The following is an 18,334-nucleotide window of genomic DNA, read 5'->3' as shown; positions in this document are numbered from 1 at the left end:
GTGCTTGTCTCAGGCTGCGCCCTGATAATCCCAGCTGCCCTGCGTCTCCAGCGCTGAGCGCACCGAATTTGCCAGGAAGCAGTTGGCATGAGCGTCATGATGCAGGGCTTCGACGGCAGCCTCGTCCGGCGCCTTCGGCCCGCTGAAGACGACATGTGGCTTCAGCGTCACCGTCGCGACCCATTCCTTGCCATCGACGTTCTTCAGCATCTTGCCTTCGGCCGCGTCGGCATAGCTGTCGACCCGGTAGCCGCGTATTGCTGCCAGGTTGAGGAACCAGAGCATGTGGCAGCTCGACAGGGCCGCGACATAGGCCTCCTCCGGATCGACATTGGCCGGGTTGGAGAGAGGCGTGCGCACCACATGCGGCGAACTCGAAGCCGGCACTTCCGCCCCGCCATCGAAGCGCCAGAGATGGGCGCGGCTGTAACGGTTGTCGAGGAAGGCTTCCTCCTCGCCGCGCTGCCAGGTGATCGTCGCGCCATGCGTCGCCATCAACTCTCTCCCTGTTCGGAGCAGGCAGCGAGCACCACGGCCCGCGTCGCCTGCAGATGCTGTTCGAGGATCGTCCGGGCGGCAGCCGCATCGCTGGCTGCAACCGCACTGATCAGCCGGCGGTGTTCGTCCGCCCAGCCCTGCTTGCGCGCCCCGGGGCCGAGCGCCTGTGCGCTGAAGCGATCGATCGGCGCGCGCAGCTGCCGGAACAGTGTAAGGCTGCGCGGGCGTTCGGCCGGCGCATACAGCGCCTCATGGAAGGCGATATCGCCGGAAATCCAGCCGAGCTGGTCGTCGGCATCCTCCAGCCTGTCCTGCAGCCGCGTCAGTTCGCGCAGCGAGCGCTGGTCGTGGCGGCCTAGCGCCCGCGCCAGGAGGTCGCCCTCGACCATCAGCCTGAGATCGAACAGTTCGTCGATCTCCCCGGGCTGCGGCCGGCTCACGCGGGCGCCGCGATAATGCGCGATCTCGAGCAGGCCCTCGCTTTGCAGCTGCGCCAGCGCCTCGCGGACCGGAATGCGGCTGACGCCATATTCGGCGGCGATCTGCTCCTGGCGCAACAGCTCGCCCGGACGCCAGCGCCCGGCATCGATCGCCTCGCGCAGGCGCTGGGCGAGGGCGGATGCAGTCGTGGCAGCGGTGAGCGGGGAAGCTAGCATAGGATAATTGTATCCAAAATATGCTTGTCTGCAAGCGCTTCGTTTCGACGCTGTTGTCAGAGGCTCCCCGGCGCAGTTACAAGCACCCCGAACGAGAGGATCGTTCGGGCATGACATTCGAGATCGCCGCCACCCCGCAGGAGGCCGTCGATCGGCTGGTACTGCTCTACGAGCAGGCACGGACGGCGTTGCGCAATGATTTGCAGCGCTTCTTCACCACCGCCGAGCCGCCGACGCTGGAGGAGCGGGCGCTCTATCGCTACCCGATGCTGCGCGTAACCTACGAGCCGTCGAAGCTGCCGGCGGCGACGCGGCGCGGCTATGCCAAGTTCGCGATGCCGGGCATCTACTCGACCACGGTGACGCAGCCCGCCGAGTTCCGCGCCTATCTGCTCGACCAGCTCCAGCCGCTGGTCGAGGAATACGGCGCGACCATCGAGACCGGGGTCAGCAATCAGGAAATCCCCTACCCCTACGCGCTCGACGGCGGCGACGAACTCGGCCGCGGCGCGGTCACGGCCGCCGAGCTCGCCCGGCATTTCCCGACGCCGCTGCTGGCGCTGGTCGGCGATGAGATCGCCGACGGCACCTTCGAGATCGTCGAGGGCGAGCCGCGCCCGCTCTCGCTGTTCGATGCGGTCCGGGTCGATTACTCGCTACGGCGGCTGGTTCACTACACCGGCACCGACTGGCGCGTCGTGCAGCCCTGGGTGCTGCTGACCAATTATCATCGCTATGTCGACCAGTTCGTCCGGCTGGCCCTGGCCGAGATCGAGGCCGGCACGGCGCAGGCACTGGTCGCGCCGGGCGGCATCCGCATCGACCGGGATGGCATCGATGTCAGCGCCGCCGAGCGGGTGATGTCGGCACCCTGGCACCGTTTCCAGATGCCGGCCTATCACCTGATCCGTGAGAGCGGCGAGGGCGTGACGCTGGTCAATATCGGCGTCGGCCCCTCCAACGCCAAGAACATCACCGACCATCTGGCGGTGCTCAGGCCCAATTGCTGGCTGATGGTCGGCCATTGCGGCGGCCTGCGCCAGACGCAGATCATCGGCGACTACGTCCTCGCCCACGCCTATCTCCGCCAGGACGGCATCCTGGACGAGCTGGTGCCGCCCGACGTGCCGGTCCCGGCGCTGGCGGAGGTCCAGGTTGCCTTGCAAGAGGCGGCGGCCGAGGTCACCGGCGAGAAGGGCGACCGGCTGAAGCAGCGCCTGCGCACCGGCACCGTCGTCACCCAGGACGACCGCAATTGGGAACTGCGCTGGAGCAAGGAGCGCAAGCGCATCAACCTGTCGCGCGCCATTGCGGTGGACATGGAATCGGGCACGATCGCCGCGCAGGGCTATCGCCTGCGCGTGCCCTACGGCACCTTGCTCTGCGTTTCCGACAAGCCGCTGCACGGCGAGATCAAGCTGCCGGGCGCCGCCAACGCCTTCTATGAACGGGCCGTCGGCGAGCACCTGAAGATCGGCCTCGCCGCGCTGGAGAAGCTGAAGGAAGCCGGCTCATCGATCCATTCGCGCAAGCTCAGGAGCTTCGACGAGCCGCCGTTCCGCTAGGCGTCAACCCGCCGGGCAGGCCGCGCCGCTATCGGCCCAGGCCTGCATCAATTCACCGAACTGCGCATTGGTCCCCGGCGCCGGCTGGCGGCCCTTGCCGGGGTTCCAGGCCCAGAGCACCAGCGTATCGCTGGTGACGTGCTTGACGATCGCCGCGAGGTCGCGGCTGCCATTGCGGTTCTGGTCCTTGAGCTGCTCGCAGATCTGACTGAGCGTCTTGCCTTCCCAGGCCATCGAGGCCGGGGCCAGCGCCCAGTGGCCGTCGCCGGGAATGCCGGCGGGGTCGAAGTTCTGCTTGCCATGGCAGGTGGTGCAGGCGAGGCCGGGCGCGCCATGGCCAGCCGCGCCGCGCACCACCATCGGTTGGTGCAGACGCCTCATATCGCTCTGGCGCGGCCGCTCCGTCGCCGGGTGGCAGTTCATGCAGCGCGGGTGCTGCAGCACCTTGCCGATCTCGGTGAACAGCGCGACCGAGCGGTCGCGCTGATTGGCGATGCCGGCGAAGCTGGCGGCGGGGCGCAGAGATGCCCCGCCCGGTGCTGGTGCAGTCTGCGCCAGCGTCAAGGCGCTGCCGAGCAGCAAGGTGACGGCCGCCGCAGTGGTGGCGAGGGCGAGCGAGCGCATCACACCGTCCCTCCGACCATCGGCAGCGACAGCGGCCGCTCGCGTCCCAGCCGCGCCAGCGCATTGGCGACGGCCGGCCCGATCGGCGGCACGCCCGGCTCGCCGACGCCGGTCGGCTTCTCGGTCGAGGGCACGATCCTGATCTCGACCTCCGGCATCTCGTTGATGCGCAGCGAGCGGTAGCTGTCGAAATTGCCCTGGACCGGCCGGCCCTGGTCGAGGGTCAGCTCGCCATAGAGGGCATGGCCGAGGCCAAAGCCGATGCCGCCCTCCATCTGGGCGCGGATGATGTCGGGATTGACCGCCACGCCGCAGTCGACCGCGCACCAGACCTTGTGCACCTTGGGCTCGCCACCCTCGCCGAGCGAGACCTCGGCGATCTGCGCCACATATGATCCGAAGCTCTCGACCACGCCGACGCCCCGGGCGCGGCCGTCGACCGGGCCGGGGCCGTTCCATTTGGCGAGGTCCGCGACCGCCTTCAGCACATTGGCGAGCCGCTGCTGCTTGCCCATCAAGGCGAGCCGCCCGGCGACCGGATCCTGCCCGGCCGCCTGCAGCAACTGGTCGATGAAGCACTCGACCGCATAGCCGGTATGGGTGTGGCCGACCGAACGCCACCACAAGGTCGGCACGCCGACATCGACGGTGTGCAGGTCGCAGCGGAAATCGGCGATCTCATAGGGCAACTCGTTGGCGCCCTCGACCATCACCGGGTCGATCCCGTCCTTGATCATCGCCTCGAAGGGCGAGCCCTTCAGGAAGGACTGGCCGACCAGCGAGGCGCTCCAGGCGGTGATCTTGCCGTCCTTCACCGCGCCGCGCAGGCGATGCAGGAAGAGCGGGCGGTAATAGCCGCCGGAGAGATCGTCCTCGCGGGTGCGCACCAGCTTGACCGGTCGGTTCGGCCCGATCGCCTTGGCCACTTGCGCAAGCTCGGCCGCGAGCTCGGAGGTCGGCTGCGCGCGCCGCCCGAAGCTGCCGCCGCCAAGCACGGTCTCGACCGTGACCTTCTCCGGTCCGAGGTCGAGTATCTTGGCGATCGTCATGTGGTCGACGGTCTGGAGCTGGCTGCCGAGGCGAGCGAGCGCGCCCTGCGCATTCCATTCGAGATAGCCGTCGAGCGGCTCCATCGGTGCATGCGCCAGATAGGGGAAGGCATATTCCGCCTCGATCACCTTCTCGGCCTTGGCGAGCACCGCTTCGGCATCACCATGCTTGCCGGCGATGGTGCCTTCCGTGCGCGCGAGCTTGCGATATTCGGCGAAGAGCTCGCGGCTGCCGCGCTTCTCGGCACCATTCTCGTCCCAAGTGACCTTCAGGGCCTCGCGGCCTTTCAGCGCCGGCCAGGTCCCGGTCGCATAGACGGCGACACCCGAGGGGATCTGCTTGACGTCGACGACGCCCTTGATCTTCTTCGCCTCGCTCGCGTCGAAGGAAGTGACCTTGCCGCCGAAGCGCGGCGGCCGGGCGACGACGACCGTCAGCATCTCCGGCGTATGGATGTCGATGGTGAACTGCGCCTTGCCGGTCGACTTGCCCAGGCTGTCGAGGCGAGGCGTCGCGCCGTCCTTGCCGATCAGCCTGAACTGCGCGGGATCCTTGAGCTTGACCTCCGCTGGAGCCTGCAGCTTCGACGCGGCCTCGGCGAACTCGCCGAAGCGGCCTTGCTTGCCGGAGGCATGCTTCAGCACGCCCTTCTCGACGCCGATCTCGGCCGCCGGCACCTTCCAGGCCTCGGCCGCCGCCTGCACCAGCATGGCGCGGGCGGTCGCGCCGGCCTTGCGCATCTGCTCCCAGGAATTGGCGATCGCGGTCGAGCCGCCGGTACCCTGGATGCCGAAGGCGAGGTTGGCGTAGAGCTTCGGGTCGGAGACGGCGTGCTCGGCCCGCATCTGGGCCCAGTCGGCGTCGAGCTCCTCGGCGACGAGCGTGGCGAGGCCGGTGAACGGGCCCTGGCCGAACTCGATATGCTTGACCAGCACCGTCACCGTGTCGTCGGCGGCGATCCGGACGAAGGCGTTCGGCGCGAAGCTGGCGGCACCGCCGGGCTTGAACACCTGGGCGGCGCCCGATTGCGCCCGGCCGGCCTGCGGCAGGCTCATGCCGATCACGAGCGCGCCGGCGCCCTTCAGGAGATTGCGGCGCGAGAGGGAGATGTCATGCGCGGTCATGGTCAGCCCTCCAGCGTGCGTGCGGCGTCATGGATCGCGGCGCGGATGCGGACATAGGTCGCGCAGCGGCAGAGATTGCCGTTCATGGCGAGGTCGATGTCGCGATCGCTCGGCTTGCGGATCTCCTTGAGCAGGGCGATCGCGCTCATCACCTGGCCGGACTGGCAATAGCCGCATTGCGGCACGTCGTGCTTGACCCAGGCGGCCTGCACCGCCTCGGCCTCCTTGCCGGCCAGCGCCTCGATCGTGGTGATTTTCGCCTCCCCGATCGCGGAGACCGGCATTGAGCAGGAGCGCAGCGGCTGGCCGTCCATATAGACGGTGCAGGCGCCGCATTGCGCGACGCCGCAGCCGAACTTGGTGCCGGTCAGCTGCAGATTATCGCGCAGCACCCAGAGCAAGGGGGTGTCGTCGTCGACATCGACGCTGTGGCGCGTTCCGTTGACTGTGATGGTATGGGCCATGGCTGCCTCTCTGGCGCTGGGCATGACACAGCGCGGCACCAGGGCTGCCGGATCGAGGCTCGCTCGAAGGCCCGTTCTGACATATCAGAAGGCGGGCGGTGATCCGTCGTCTTGGGTCGCGCGACTAGACGAGTTAGACGTTTTGCGTCTAACTAGAATAGTCGCCGACAGTTTGGATTCTGTCAAGACTGCAAATGAGCGACCGCAGCGAAAGTTCCGTAGCGTCCGCAGAGGACGGCAAGGGCCGCATCGAGCAGATCGCGGAGGCGGCCCTGCGTCTCTTTGCCCGCTATGGCTACAAGCGCACCTCGATGGACGACATCGCGCGCGAAGCCGGGGTCGCCCGCGCCACGCTCTACCTCCACTTCAAGGGCAAGGACGACGTCTTCCGGGCCATGCTCGCGGGCCTCGGCGGACGTGTCGAGACACGTTGCCGCGAGGCGCTGGCGATGCCGGGCCCGTTCCCGGAGCGGCTCGCAGCGCTGATGGAGGCCCATCACGGCACCGCCTTTGCCGCCTTCAGCGCCGGCGAACATCTCGGCGAGCTCAAGGCGGTGATGGTCGCCATCGCCGGAGCCGAGCTCGCCGCCTTCGAGGCGACCTTCGTCAGCTTCGCCCGGCAGCTGTTCGAGGATGCGCAGACGCGCGGCGAGATCGCGATCGCGCGCAGTGGGCTCCCGCTGGAGATCTTGATTGCGACGCTGGTCCGCGCGGCCGCCGGTGCGAAATATGGCGAGCAGCCCTCCTGCGAGCATTATCTCGTCCGGCTGCGCGAGGTCGCGGCGGTGTTTGCGGCTGCGGTCGCGCCGGATGCAGCGGCACGAAGCTGATCCGGGCGCAAGCCGGCTCTAAGCCTTTTGTCTAGCGGCGGGCGTTTCGCGGGCTCGGTATGGGGTTCTGCGCACACCCGCGCCGTTGACATGGGCGTTATGCGCGGTGCAGCATGCCGCCCGGGAAACGAACAATTGAACAATGGGCAAGGTTATCCAGGGATGTCTGAGGATACTATTCTCTCGACCTCAGGCCTGACGAAAGAATTTGCCGGCTTCACAGCTGTCAACGGGGTTGATCTGAAGGTTCGTCGTGGCTCGATTCACGCTTTGATCGGGCCGAATGGGGCGGGCAAGACCACCTGCTTCAACCTGTTGACCAAGTTCCTGCCGCCGACGCGCGGGCAGATCGTCTATAACGGCCGCGATATCACCCGCGAGAAGCCGGCGGAGATCGCAAGGCTCGGTCTGGTGCGCTCCTTCCAGATCTCGGCGGTGTTCCCGCAGCTCTCGGTCAAGACCAATGTCCGCGTCGCCTTGCAGCGCAAGCGCGGCGACAATTTCGACTTCTGGCGCTCCGAGCGGGCGCTGTCCTCGCTTGACGCGGAGGCGTTGCGCCTGGTCGATGCGGTCGGCTTGTCGAGCTTCGCCGAACTGCCGGCGGGTGAGCTCTCCTATGGCCGCAAGCGCGCGCTCGAGATCGCGACCACGCTGGCGCTCGACCCCGAGATGCTGCTGCTCGACGAGCCGATGGCCGGCATGGGCCGCGAGGACATCGACCGGATCGAGGCGCTGATCCGCAAGGTCTCGGCCAACCGCACCATCCTGATGGTCGAGCACAATCTCTCGGTGGTCGCCGCGCTCTGCGACCGCATCACCGTGCTCGCCCGCGGCCAGGTCCTGGCCGAGGGCGACTATGCCACCGTCTCCAAGGATCCGCGCGTGGTCGAAGCCTATATCGGATCGGGAGTCGGCCATGGTCACTGAAGCCGTGCTGGAGCGCCCGGCCGTGGCCGGCGGCAAGCCGCTGCTCGCCGTGCGCGGGCTCGAAGCCTGGTATGGCGAGAGCCATGTCCTTCACGGCGTCGAGCTCGATGTCGGCGAGGGCGAGGTGGTGACGCTGCTCGGCCGCAACGGTGCCGGCAAGACCACGACGCTGAAATCGATCATGGGCGTGATCGGCAAGCGCAAGGGCTCGGTCGCCTTCGCCGGGCAGGAGACGATCGGGCTGCCCTCGCGTGCCATTGCCCGGCTCGGCATCGGCTATGTCCCGGAGGAGCGCGGCATCTACTCGACCCTCTCGGTCGAGGAAAACCTGATGCTGCCGCCGCAGGTGAAGCCGGGCGGCCTGCCGGTCGAGCAGATCTTCACGCTCTTTCCCAACCTGAAGGAGCGGCTGAAAAGCCAGGGCACCAAGCTCTCGGGCGGCGAGCAGCAGATGCTGGCGATCGGGCGCATCCTGCGCACCGGCGCCAACCTGCTCCTGCTCGACGAGCCGACGGAAGGGCTCGCGCCTGTCATCATCGACCAGATCGGCGCCACCATCCGCATGCTCAAGCAGAAGGGCTTCACCATCGTCCTGGTCGAGCAGAACTTCCGCTTCGCCCAGACCGTCGCCGACCGCCACTACGTCGTCGAGCAGGGCAAGGTCGTCGACATGATCCCGAACGCAGACCTCGACGCCAATATCGACAAGCTCCACAGCTATCTCGGAGTCTGACGCTAAGCGTCCAACAAGAACCGTCGCAATTCAGACATCCCCAGGGAGACCAACATGAATCTCAAGACATTGCTCGCGGCCACGGCGCTCGGCGCTCTGATGGCCGCGCCGGCGCTGGCACAGCAGATCTCGGTCAAGGCCGGCGTGCTCAACGACCGCTCCGGCATCTATGCCGACCTGTCCGGCGAGGGCTCGGTGATCGCCGCGCGCCTGGCGGTCGAGGACTTCAAGGCGGCCGAGAAGGGCATCAAGGTCGAGATCGTCTCGGCCGACCATCAGAACAAGCCCGATGTCGGCTCGACCATCACCCGGCAGTGGTACGATCAGGACGGCGTCGACCTGATCCTGGACGTGCCGACCTCCTCGGTGGCGCTGGCGGTCAGCCAGATCACCAAGGACAAGAACAAGATCCTGATCAACTCCGGCGCCGGCACCTCGGACCTCACCGGCAAGGCCTGCTCGCCCAACACCATCCACTGGACCTACGATACCTATGCGCTCGCGCAGGGCACCGGCGGCGCCATGGTGAAGGCCGGCGGCGACAGCTGGTTCTTCCTCACCGCCGACTATGCCTTCGGCCACGCGCTCGAGCGCGATACCGCGGCCGTCGTCACCAAGGCCGGCGGCAAGGTGCTGGGCGCGGTGCGCACCCCGTTCCCGGGCACGGACTTCTCGTCCTTCCTGCTGCAGGCCCAGGCTTCCAAGGCCAAGGTCATCGGCCTCGCCAATGCCGGCGGCGACCTGACCAACTCGGTCAAGCAGGCGAGCGAGTTCGGCATCACCCAGGGCGGCCAGAAGCTCGCCGGCCTCCTGACCTTCGCCAGCGACGTGCACGCGCTCGGCCTGCAGGCGGCGCAGGGGCTGGTGCTGACCGAATCCTTCTACTGGGATCGCGACGACGGCACCCGCGCCTTCTCCGAGCGCTTCGCCAAGCTCAATGGCGGCAAGAAGCCGACCATGGTGCAGGCGGGCGTCTACTCCGGCCTGCTGCATTATCTGAAGGCCGTCGAGGCGACCAAGAGCAAGGACTCTGCCGTGGTCATGGCCAAGATGAAGGAGATGCCGACCGACGATCCGCTGTTCGGCAAGGGCTCGATCCGCGTCAACGGCCGCAAGATGCACTCGATGTATCTCTACGAGGTCAAGAAGCCGTCGGAGTCGAAGGGCCCGTGGGACTACTACAAGCAGATCGCGGTGCTCTCCGGCGAGGAGGCCTTCCAGCCGCTCGCCGAGACCGGCTGCTCGCTCGTCAAGTGACGGCGGGCTGACAGCTCCGCACGACGTCTCTCTCCGGGGCCGAAGCCGGCCCCGGATCAGTTTTCACGGAACGGTCGATCCGATGTTCGAACTTCTAGGCGTGCCGCCGCAGGCGCTGTTCGGCCAGGTCCTTCTGGGCCTGATCAACGGCTCATTCTATGCGATCCTGTCGCTCGGGCTGGCGGTGATCTTCGGCCTGCTCAACATCATCAACTTCGCCCATGGGGCGCAGTATATGATGGGCGCCTTCGTCGCCTGGATGTGCCTGAACTATCTCGGCGTGAACTACTGGGCCGCGCTGTTGATCGCACCGATCGCGGTCGGTGCCACCGGCATCGTGATCGAGCGGGTCTTCCTGGCGCGCATCGCAAAGTATGACCATCTCTACGGGTTGCTGCTGACCTTCGGCCTGGCGCTGATCATTCAGGGCTTGTTCCGCAATTATTACGGCTCCTCCGGCCTGCCCTACGGCATCCCGCCGCAGCTGACCGGCGGCCAGAATCTCGGCTTCATGTTCCTGCCGACCTATCGCGGCTGGGTCGTCGTCGCCTCGCTGGTGATCTGCCTCGCCACCTGGTTCATGATCGAGAAGACCAAGCTCGGCGCCTATTTGCGCGCCGCCACCGAGAACCCGACCCTGACCCAGGCCTTCGGCATCAACGTGCCGCTGCTGGTGACGCTGACCTATGGCTTCGGCGTCGCGCTCGCCGCTTTCGCCGGCGTGCTCGCCGCGCCGATCTACGCGGTCAACCCGAACATGGGCGCCGACCTGATCATCGTCGTCTTCGCCGTGGTCGTCATCGGCGGCATGGGCTCGATCATGGGCGCGATCGTCACCGGCTTCTCGCTCGGCCTGATCGAGGGCCTGACCAAGGTGTTCTACCCCGAGGCCTCCTCGACCGTGATCTTCATCATCATGGTGCTGGTGCTGCTGGTGAAGCCCGCCGGCCTGTTCGGCCGCGCCGCCTGACGCAAGGACCAAAGCCATGACCGACCTTGCCTCCAGCGATACCCAATCCAGCGCCACCGTCGCCGAGACCGACGACAGCGCCGCGCGCCTGCATCGCAACCTCTTCATCGCGATTGCCGTGCTGCTCGCGGTCGCGCCCTTCGTCGCCTATCCCGTCTTCGTGATGAAGGTGCTGTGCTTTGCGCTGTTCGCGCTCGCCTTCAACCTGCTGCTTGGCTATGGCGGCCTGCTCTCCTTCGGCCACGCCGCCTATTTCGGCATGGCGAGCTATGTCAGCGCCTACACTGCCAAGAACTGGGGCCTGACGCCGGAACTGGCGATCCTGCTCGGCACCGCCGTCGCCGCGGTTCTCGGCCTCGTCTTCGGCGCGCTCGCCATCCGTCGGCAGGGCATCTACTTCGCCATGATCACGCTGGCGCTGGCGCAGATGGCCTTCTTCTTCTCGCTGCAGACGCCGCGCTTCACCGGCGGCGAGGACGGCATCCAGGCCGTGCCGCGCGGCAAGCTCCTCGGCATGATCAGCCTCGCCGACGACCGCGCCCTCTATTGGCTGGTCGCGGCGATCTTCATGGGCGGGCTGCTGCTGATCTACCGGATCATCCACTCGCCCTTCGGCCAGGTCTGCAAGGCGATCCGCGACAACGAGCCGCGCGCCATCTCGCTCGGCTACCGCGCCAGCCAGTACAAGCTCGCCGTCTTCGTGCTCTCGGCCGGGCTCGCCGGCCTTGCCGGCGCCACCAAGGCGATCGTCTTCCAGCTGGCGTCACTGACCGACGTCTACTGGACGATGTCGGGCGAGGTCGTGCTGATGACGCTGGTCGGCGGCCTCGGCACCGTCTTCGGCCCGATCGTCGGCGCCGCCGTCATCGTCGCCATGCAGAACTATCTCGCCGGCCTCGGCTCCTGGGTGCTCGTCGTCCAGGGCGTGATCTTCGTCGCCTGCGTCCTCCTCTTCCGCGAAGGCATCGTCGGCGTCATCGCCAAATGGATCAAGAAGCCGCTGTGACGACGGCCGTTACTGCTTGAGCAGGTAATCTGCCAGGGCTGCCCGATCCGCCGTGCTGAGGCCGGCGGGCGGGCTCATCCAGCCGCCGGGCACGATTTCGTCGGGATCGGCGAGATAGCCGAGCAGCCGCTCGCGATCCCAGACGAGCCCCTGCGCCTTTGCCGCCTTGAACGCCGGAGAATAATCGAAGCCTTCGGCCGAGCCGAGCGCCCGTCCATTCAGCGCGGCGAGATGCGGCCCCGCCATGCCGGCCTTGGCGGGATCGAGGCTGTGGCAGGACTGGCAGGCCTTGAACACGGCCGGTGCCGCCTGCCCCTCCGCTTGGGCCGCCCCGCTCAGGGCCAGCCCAAAGATGATCAACGGCGCGAGGGCCGCCCTCACGCCGGCTTCACCGTCTGGATCCGCACCAGCCGGTTGGTGCCGCTCTCGCCGCCCCAGGCCTCGCCGCTGCGCCCGTCCATCTGGCGGACATTGGCGCCGGGCTTGTCGCTCGGGAAGCTGTTGAACTCCTCGGTCAACGGGTCGAAGCGGACGATGCTGTTGAGCGCGAAATCGGTGAGCCAGACCTTGTCGGCATCGTCGACATAGACCGAATAGGTGCGCGGCTTGTGGCCGGGCAGCTTCCAGCCTTTCCAGCTGCCGCTTTCGCTGTCGAAGGACGAGACCTGCCCGGAGTTCCACTCGCTGACCCAGATCCGGCTCTTCGAATCCGACCAGACCCGGCGTGCGCCCTGGCCCTCGGTCGGCGGGTCGACCACGGTGAAGCTGCCGCTCTGCGTGTTGATCCGGGCGATATAGTTGCCGGCGAGCGAGGCGAACCAGATTTCGCCTGAAGGCGTGCGGGTCATGCCATAGGGACCGGCGCCGCGCGGCGCGTCGAAGATATCCATCTTGCCCGATTTCGGGTCGAGCCGGCCGACGATGCCGTTCTGGCCGGTGAACCAGAGCATGCCAGCCTTATCGAACACCGGCGTGTTGAGATTGGCGCGCTCGCGCCCGGTCGGCAGCTTGAACAGCTCGACCTTGTGCGTCCTGTCGTCGATGCGGGCGATGGCGTTCTGGCCGCCCTCGGTGACCCAGGCGGCGCCGTCCGGCCCGCGCACCACGCCATGCGGGGCGGCGCCGTCCCCGAGCGGGATCACCTTGGTCTGGCTGGTGCGGGGATCGAAGCGGCCGAGCACGCCATTGCGCTGGCCGCAGACCCAGATCGTGCCGTCGCCGGCATCGGTGACATCACGCGAGCCCTTGATCTCCGGCACCTCGAAATAGGTGACGATGAACGGGTTGCCGGGCTGGGTTTGCCCGGTCGCCTCGGCGCTGCGCAGAATCAGGTTCGGCGCGGCGAGGCCGGCGATACCGAATTTCAGGAACGAACGGCGCAGCATCAGCGTCTCCTTTCGTCGTCGGCGATGGATCATCCGCCTCCGGGTCAGAGGCGTAAACCGACAACATCGTGAAACTGTGGCTGTGGCCGGGCGGTTCCCTGCCTCCCGTCTAGCGCTGTCGCTGGATGCCCTCGGGCAAGTTTGAGATGCGGGCCATCTCGCCGCTGCGGAACGCGTCGGAGTCGGCGAGATAGTCCAGCGCCATCGGCATGGCGTCGACGCCCCAGAAGATTTCGCCGTCGATCAGAAGGCTCGGCACGCCGAAGACCCCGGCAGCGACCGCCTCCTCGGTCGCCTGGCGCAGCCGGTCCTTGACTACCTGTTCGCCGATCAGCGCTGCGGCATCGGGGCGGCCGGCGGCATCGGCCACCTCCTGCAACACCTGCGGATCATTGGCGTCGCGTCCTTCGCCCCAGACGAGGCGGAAGGCGGCGGTGACCGCGGCCTCGCTGCCGTCGAGCGCGGTCAGCAGGCGCAGCATGGCGAGCGGGTTGAAGGGATGGGCCGGCGGGAAGCGGAAGGGCACGCCCATCGCCTGCGCCAGATGCGTCGCCAGCCTGTAGGTATGGACGCGCTTGGGTGCGATCTCGGCCGGCCCGAGCTGGCCCCAGGCCTTCAGCACCCCGCCGAGGACGATCGGCTTCAGCACGACCGGCCGGCGCTCCCGGATCGCACCCAGCCGCGTCAGCGCCAGATGCGCGAAGGGTGAGATGATGTCGAAATACCAGAAGGCGGGCTGCGGCATGGGTGGGCTCACTTGATCAGCTTGGCGGTGGCGCGGAATTGCGGGTGCTCGGCCGTGCGTAGCCATTCGAACACCACCATCTCGGTGGTGACGATCTCGGCGCCGTTCCGCTCCAGTCGGCGCAACGCCACCTCCTTGCTCTCCGGCGCCCGCGAGCCGACGGCATCCTGCACCACCAGGACGCGGCGCTTGTTCTCCAGCAGCGAGAGCGCGGTCTGGCCGACGCAGACATGCGCCTCGCAGCCGCAGAGGATCAGATCCTCGTCCCCGGCGATGGCGTCGATGAAATCTGGCGCACCGCAGGAATCGAAGCTCATCTTGGCGATTGCGGGTGCAGCGTCAGCCAGCTCCGGAACGGTCGCACCGAGCCCGGCCGGGTTCTGCTCGGTCATCACGATCGGCACCTCCAGCAGCTTCGCCGCCGCCACCAGTCTTGCCGCATTGGCGACGAGGCGCGGCCCGTCATGGATCGCCGGCATCAACCGCGCCTGGAAGTCGATGATCACGAGACGGGACCGATTGACGTTCATCAGGGGCATCGGCGTCATCTCCGCAGGAGCCGGTCGAGCTCGGTTTCGACATGGCGCTCCATCAGCGCGCGCGGCGGCGTGCCGAACATGCGGATGCGCCGCGTATGCGCCAGGAGCAGCACGCCGGAAGCATGGGCGAAGGCGTCGGTCATGATCAAGTCGGCTTGCGCGGCATCGGCACCGAGCGCCAGCGCCGCCTCGCGGATCGGCGCCAGGGTCGCTTCCAGCGCCTCGTTCAGGGCCTTGTCGCGCTCGCGGCCGAGACCGTGCGGACGCATGCCACCGCGGAACAGGTAGAAGCCGAGATCGAGATCGCGTGGATTTGCGGCATAGAAATCGAAGAAGGCGAGGGCGGCGGTGCGGAAATGGTCAGCCGGCGTCTCGGCAGCCGCAACCGCCGCATCGACTGCCGCTTGCAGCGCGGCGATCGAGTGGCCGAGCACCTCGGCATAGAGCGCTTCCTTCGAGTCGAAATGGAAATAGAGCGCCGCCGGCGTATAGCCGGCCTCGGCGGCAATCGCCCGCAGCGAGGCACCGTCCAATCCCTCGCGCTCGAACACGGTGCGCGCGGCAGCGACGATGCCCTCGCGCTTTGCGTCCGTCGCGGCATAGCGACCACGTTTCCGACCCGCTGCTTCCTCGCTCACTCTGGAACGCCTCCAAGTCTCTTGACGAAAATCTAACGCCGTTCAATTTTAACGGCAACAACCTTTCGGGAGGAGGCTATCATGCTGATGGATGCCGCTGGCTATCGCGAATCCCTGCGCGCCTATCGCCCACGCGTCTTCGTTGGCGGGCAGCGGGTCGAGAGCGTCGCCGACGAGAAGCTCCTGCTGCCGGGCATCAACGGCATCGGCGTCACTTATGATCTCGCCCATGACGAGGCTTATCGCCCGATCATGACCGCGGTGCAGGGTTCCTCCGGCAAGACCGTCAACCGCATGCTCCATATCGACGCCTCGTCCAGCGACCTGCTCGCCAAGCTCGAGGCGGTGCGCCTGGTCTGCAAGATCTCCGGCTGCGCCCAGCGTTACCTGACGCACGACGCCTTCAACGGCATCCTGCAGGCGACGGTCCGGGCCGACGCCAATCACGGCACCGACTACACCCAGCGCTTCCTCGCCTATATGCACCGCATCCAGGACGAGGACCTGACCTGCGGCGTCGCCATGACCGACGCCAAGGGCGACCGCTCGCTGCGGCCGGGCGCGCAGCCCAATCGCGACTCCTACGTCCATATCAAGGAGCGCCGAGCGGACGGCATCGTCATCCGCGGCACCAAGGCGATCGTCACCGGCGCGCCTTACGTCCACGAGTTCCTGGTGATGCCCTGCCGCACCCACGCCAAGGGAGACGAGGATTTCGCGCTCTGCTGCGCCGTGCCCTGCGACGCGCAGGGGATCACCATCGTCGCGCGCCCCGCCGGGCGGCCGGGTGATCCCGCCGCGAAGTTCTCGGCGAAATACGGCCAGTCGACCGGCGCGGTGATGTTCGACGACGTCTTCGTGCCCTGGGACCGGGTCTTCATGGCCGGCGAGACCGAGGAGGCCGGCTATCTCACCACCAGCTACGCCACCCATCACCGCCAGAGCTGCATCGCTGCCCGGGCCGGCTTCGGCGACCTCCTGATCGGCGCAGGCGCGCTGATGGTCGAGGCCAATGGGCTCGATGCCGACAGGCATTCCCATGTCCGCGAGCAGCTGGTCGAGCTGATCACCATCACCGAGAGCTTCTTCGCCTGCGGCGTCGCGGCTTCCGTCTATTGCAGCAAGGACGCTTCGGGCGTGGCGATGCCGGACGCAGTTTTCGCCAATATCGGCAAGCTGCTGCTCGCTACCAAGATCTACGACATGCACCGCATCGCCCACTACGTTTCCGGCGGCCTCGTCGTCGCCCTGCCCGGTCCGGACGAGGACCACAATCCCGAGACCTCGGCCTCGCTCGCGGCCGTGCTCACCGGGCGGCCCGACATCTCCTATGAGCAGCGGGCCGAAGTCGCCCGCTTCATCGAGGACCTCACCGTGTCCAAGGAAGCCGGCTGGTATTCGGTGATCTCGCTGCATGGCGGCGGCTCGCCCGAGGCGATGAAGCGCGAAATCTGGCGCAACTATCCGGTGATGGAGAAAGTCGCGCTGGTCGAGAGCTTGCTCGATCGCGGCGTGCTCGCCGACGGCTCGCGTGTCTCGAAGCAGCCCGGCCGCTGCTGCGTTACTGGTTGCGAAGTGCCCGAACGCATCTCGACGCAGGAGGCGGCGGAATGAACGCTCACGCCACCCATCAGGTCCTCAACCAGGCTCGCCCCGCCACCGGCTGGAACGCCTTTACAGGCGACGCGGTGCTGCAAGGCATCGTCGCCCGCGGCGGACCTTGGGTCGCGGAGAAGGCGGCGGCTCTGGGCGCCCAGGCCGGGGATGCCGAGGTCCAGGAGCTCGCTCGCCTCGCCAATCGCCATGGGCCTGAGCTCAGGACGCATGATCGCTACGGCAACCGCATCGACTGGATCGAATTCCATCCGGCCTGGCACGAACTGATGGGTCTCGCCTTCGCTCACGAGGTGCCCTCGCTCGCCTGGACGACGAGCCAGCCGAACGGCCATCTCGGCCGCGCTGTGCTGTCCTATCTCTGGAATCAGGTCGAGCACGGAGTTGGCTGCCCGACCGGCATGACCTATGCCGCTTATCCCGGCCTCGCCCAGCCGGAGTTTTCGCTCTGGCGGCAGAAGATCACCTCGGGCCGCTATGACAAGCGCCCGCTGCCGGTGACCCAGAAGACCGGCGCCAGCATCGGCTATGCGATGACCGAGAAGCAGGGCGGCTCGGACCTGCGCCAGACCCAGACCACGGCGCGCTTCCTCGAGGATACGCCCGATGGCCGGGTCTACCTGATCACCGGGCACAAATGGTTCTTCTCGGTGCCGCAATCCGACGGGTTCTTCACCTTGGCGCAGACCGAAAGCGGCGTCTCCTGCCTGTTCTGCCCGGGCTTCCTGCCCGATGGCAGCCGCAACCGGCTGCAGATCCAGCGCCTCAAGGACAAGGCCGGCAACCGCTCCAATGCCTCCTCCGAGGTCGAGTTCCGCGAATGCCTCGGCTGGCTCGTCGGCGAGGAGGGGGCGGGCATCAAGGAGATCCTCAGCCACGCGCACCTGACCCGGCTCGACTTCGCCGTCGGCTCGGCCGGTCTGATGCGCCAGGCGCTGACGCTGGCGCTGAACCACACCCAGTCGCGCCGGGGCTTCGGCTCATCGCTCGCCGAGCAGCCGATGATGACCAATATCCTCGCCGACCTCGCCATCGACTCCGAGGCCTCGACGCTGATGGCCTTCAGGGTTGCCGCCGCGACCGATGCGATGGAGACCTCAGAGCAGGAGCGTCATCTTGCCCGCGTCACCACCCCGCTGGCGAAGTTCTGGAACTGCAAGCGTGCCGCCGCCTTCGTCGTCGAAGCCCTGGAATGCCATGGCGGCAACGGCTTCATCGAGGAGAACCCGATGGCGCGGCTCTATCGCGAGGCGCCGCTCAATGCGATCTGGGAAGGCACCTCGAACATGATGTGCATGGACGTGCTGCGCGCTTTCAACCGCGATCCCCGCACCAAGGAGGCCTTCATGACCGAGGTCGGCGCGGCACGCGGCGCCAACCGCGCCCTCGACCGCTGGCTCGACCGGCTCGGCGACGAGGCTGCCAAGCCGCGCAACGATGACGGCCATGGCCGCCGGCTCGCCAATCTGATGGCCTATGCGCTGCAGGCCTCCGAACTCAGGAAGCATGCCGACGAAGCGGTGTTCGAGAGCTTCTGCCGCTCGCGGCTCGATGCCGACTGGGGCTATGTCTTCGGCACGCTCGACCCGTCGCCTGAGCTGGCGGGGATCGTCGGGCGAGCGACCGTCGCGCAGGGCTGAGGCCGGCCGAGCGCGCCATTCTGCGATTGAGTTTGGCTATCAAACGCGAGTCATCCCGGACAAGCCGCG

The 18,334-nt window shown here is 67.3% G+C and carries 19 protein-coding genes; 9 read left to right on the top strand and 10 right to left on the bottom strand.

Annotation, left to right across the window (positions count from 1 at the left end; genetic code table 11):
* Positions 1-9: 9 nt before the first annotated feature.
* Together VGV58_RS22720 and VGV58_RS22715 are read right to left on the bottom strand one after the other, a co-directional pair.
* On the bottom strand, positions 10-495 hold the full coding sequence (locus VGV58_RS22720; protein ID WP_326876322.1) for an OsmC family protein: 486 nt from the start codon (positions 493-495) through the stop codon (positions 10-12).
* The gene (locus VGV58_RS22715; RefSeq protein ID WP_326876321.1) at positions 495-1,154 is read right to left on the bottom strand and encodes a GntR family transcriptional regulator; all 660 of its coding nucleotides are present in this window, start codon (positions 1,152-1,154) and stop codon (positions 495-497) included. The genes VGV58_RS22720 and VGV58_RS22715 overlap by 1 nt, the downstream gene beginning before the upstream one ends.
* Positions 1,155-1,264: 110 nt before the next feature.
* Between VGV58_RS22715 and VGV58_RS22710 the strand changes: the two genes are divergently transcribed.
* On the top strand, positions 1,265-2,719 hold the full coding sequence (locus VGV58_RS22710; protein ID WP_326876320.1) for an AMP nucleosidase: 1,455 nt from the start codon (positions 1,265-1,267) through the stop codon (positions 2,717-2,719).
* Between the two features lie 3 nt (positions 2,720-2,722).
* Here the strand turns inward: VGV58_RS22710 and VGV58_RS22705 are convergent, their stop codons facing one another.
* Genes VGV58_RS22705 through VGV58_RS22695 form a run of 3 tightly spaced genes read right to left on the bottom strand, consistent with a single transcriptional unit; the run spans position 2,723 to position 5,981 of the window.
* Positions 2,723-3,343, bottom strand: coding sequence for an Isoquinoline 1-oxidoreductase subunit (locus tag VGV58_RS22705; protein ID WP_326876319.1), 621 nt, complete (start codon positions 3,341-3,343; stop codon positions 2,723-2,725).
* Positions 3,343-5,517: a xanthine dehydrogenase family protein molybdopterin-binding subunit gene (locus VGV58_RS22700; protein ID WP_326876318.1), complete on the bottom strand. Its 2,175-nt coding sequence runs from the start codon at positions 5,515-5,517 to the stop codon at positions 3,343-3,345. Before VGV58_RS22700 ends, VGV58_RS22705 begins: the two co-directional genes overlap by 1 nt.
* A 2-nt stretch (positions 5,518-5,519) precedes the next feature.
* Positions 5,520-5,981: a (2Fe-2S)-binding protein gene (locus VGV58_RS22695; protein ID WP_291679438.1), complete on the bottom strand. Its 462-nt coding sequence runs from the start codon at positions 5,979-5,981 to the stop codon at positions 5,520-5,522.
* A 194-nt stretch (positions 5,982-6,175) separates the two neighbouring features.
* Here VGV58_RS22695 and VGV58_RS22690 point away from each other — a divergent pair, with 194 nt between their 5' ends.
* From VGV58_RS22690 to VGV58_RS22665, 6 genes are all read left to right on the top strand, one after another.
* The gene (locus VGV58_RS22690; RefSeq protein ID WP_326876317.1) at positions 6,176-6,811 is read left to right on the top strand and encodes a TetR/AcrR family transcriptional regulator; all 636 of its coding nucleotides are present in this window, start codon (positions 6,176-6,178) and stop codon (positions 6,809-6,811) included.
* 162 nt (positions 6,812-6,973) lie between these two features.
* Positions 6,974-7,738 (top strand): ABC transporter ATP-binding protein, encoded by a 765-nt coding sequence (locus tag VGV58_RS22685; RefSeq protein WP_326876316.1) that lies wholly within the window; start codon positions 6,974-6,976, stop codon positions 7,736-7,738.
* Positions 7,728-8,471 (top strand): ABC transporter ATP-binding protein, encoded by a 744-nt coding sequence (locus VGV58_RS22680; RefSeq protein ID WP_326876315.1) that lies wholly within the window; start codon positions 7,728-7,730, stop codon positions 8,469-8,471. Before VGV58_RS22685 ends, VGV58_RS22680 begins: the two co-directional genes overlap by 11 nt.
* A gap of 54 nt (positions 8,472-8,525) precedes the next feature.
* Positions 8,526-9,728, top strand: a complete 1,203-nt coding sequence (locus VGV58_RS22675) for an ABC transporter substrate-binding protein (protein ID WP_326876314.1) — start codon at positions 8,526-8,528, stop codon at positions 9,726-9,728.
* A gap of 82 nt (positions 9,729-9,810) precedes the next feature.
* The gene (locus VGV58_RS22670) at positions 9,811-10,698 is read left to right on the top strand and encodes a branched-chain amino acid ABC transporter permease (protein WP_326876313.1); all 888 of its coding nucleotides are present in this window, start codon (positions 9,811-9,813) and stop codon (positions 10,696-10,698) included.
* Between the two features lie 16 nt (positions 10,699-10,714).
* Positions 10,715-11,704, top strand: a complete 990-nt coding sequence (locus tag VGV58_RS22665) for a branched-chain amino acid ABC transporter permease (RefSeq protein WP_326876312.1) — start codon at positions 10,715-10,717, stop codon at positions 11,702-11,704.
* Between the two features lie 9 nt (positions 11,705-11,713).
* Here the strand turns inward: VGV58_RS22665 and VGV58_RS22660 are convergent, their stop codons facing one another.
* The 5 genes from VGV58_RS22660 to VGV58_RS22640 form a co-directional block, all read right to left on the bottom strand.
* The gene (locus VGV58_RS22660; protein ID WP_326876311.1) at positions 11,714-12,085 is read right to left on the bottom strand and encodes a c-type cytochrome; all 372 of its coding nucleotides are present in this window, start codon (positions 12,083-12,085) and stop codon (positions 11,714-11,716) included.
* The gene (locus VGV58_RS22655) at positions 12,082-13,089 is read right to left on the bottom strand and encodes a Vgb family protein (RefSeq protein ID WP_326876310.1); all 1,008 of its coding nucleotides are present in this window, start codon (positions 13,087-13,089) and stop codon (positions 12,082-12,084) included. Before VGV58_RS22655 ends, VGV58_RS22660 begins: the two co-directional genes overlap by 4 nt.
* Positions 13,090-13,198: 109 nt before the next feature.
* Positions 13,199-13,834 carry a 2-hydroxychromene-2-carboxylate isomerase gene (locus tag VGV58_RS22650; protein WP_326876309.1) on the bottom strand — a complete coding sequence of 212 codons (636 nt, stop codon included), beginning with the start codon at positions 13,832-13,834 and terminating at the stop codon, positions 13,199-13,201.
* A gap of 8 nt (positions 13,835-13,842) precedes the next feature.
* Positions 13,843-14,382 (bottom strand): isochorismatase family protein, encoded by a 540-nt coding sequence (locus VGV58_RS22645; RefSeq protein WP_326876308.1) that lies wholly within the window; start codon positions 14,380-14,382, stop codon positions 13,843-13,845.
* Entirely contained in the window at positions 14,379-15,011 is a 633-nt protein-coding gene (locus VGV58_RS22640) for a TetR/AcrR family transcriptional regulator (RefSeq protein ID WP_326876307.1), read from the bottom strand. Before VGV58_RS22640 ends, VGV58_RS22645 begins: the two co-directional genes overlap by 4 nt.
* 81 nt (positions 15,012-15,092) lie before the next feature.
* Between VGV58_RS22640 and VGV58_RS22635 the strand changes: the two genes are divergently transcribed.
* Both VGV58_RS22635 and VGV58_RS22630 read left to right on the top strand, forming a co-directional pair.
* Positions 15,093-16,625, top strand: a complete 1,533-nt coding sequence (locus VGV58_RS22635) for a 4-hydroxyphenylacetate 3-hydroxylase family protein (protein WP_326876306.1) — start codon at positions 15,093-15,095, stop codon at positions 16,623-16,625.
* Positions 16,622-18,265: an acyl-CoA dehydrogenase family protein gene (locus VGV58_RS22630; RefSeq protein ID WP_326876305.1), complete on the top strand. Its 1,644-nt coding sequence runs from the start codon at positions 16,622-16,624 to the stop codon at positions 18,263-18,265. Before VGV58_RS22635 ends, VGV58_RS22630 begins: the two co-directional genes overlap by 4 nt.
* Positions 18,266-18,334: the final 69 nt, after the last annotated feature.

Origin of the sequence: Allobosea sp., assembly GCF_035944895.1 — a bacterium.
In the GTDB taxonomy this organism is placed as follows: Bacteria; Pseudomonadota; Alphaproteobacteria; order Rhizobiales; family Beijerinckiaceae; genus Allobosea.
Note: the sequence above shows the minus strand (reverse complement) of the source record. Positions and strands in the feature narration are given on the sequence as shown.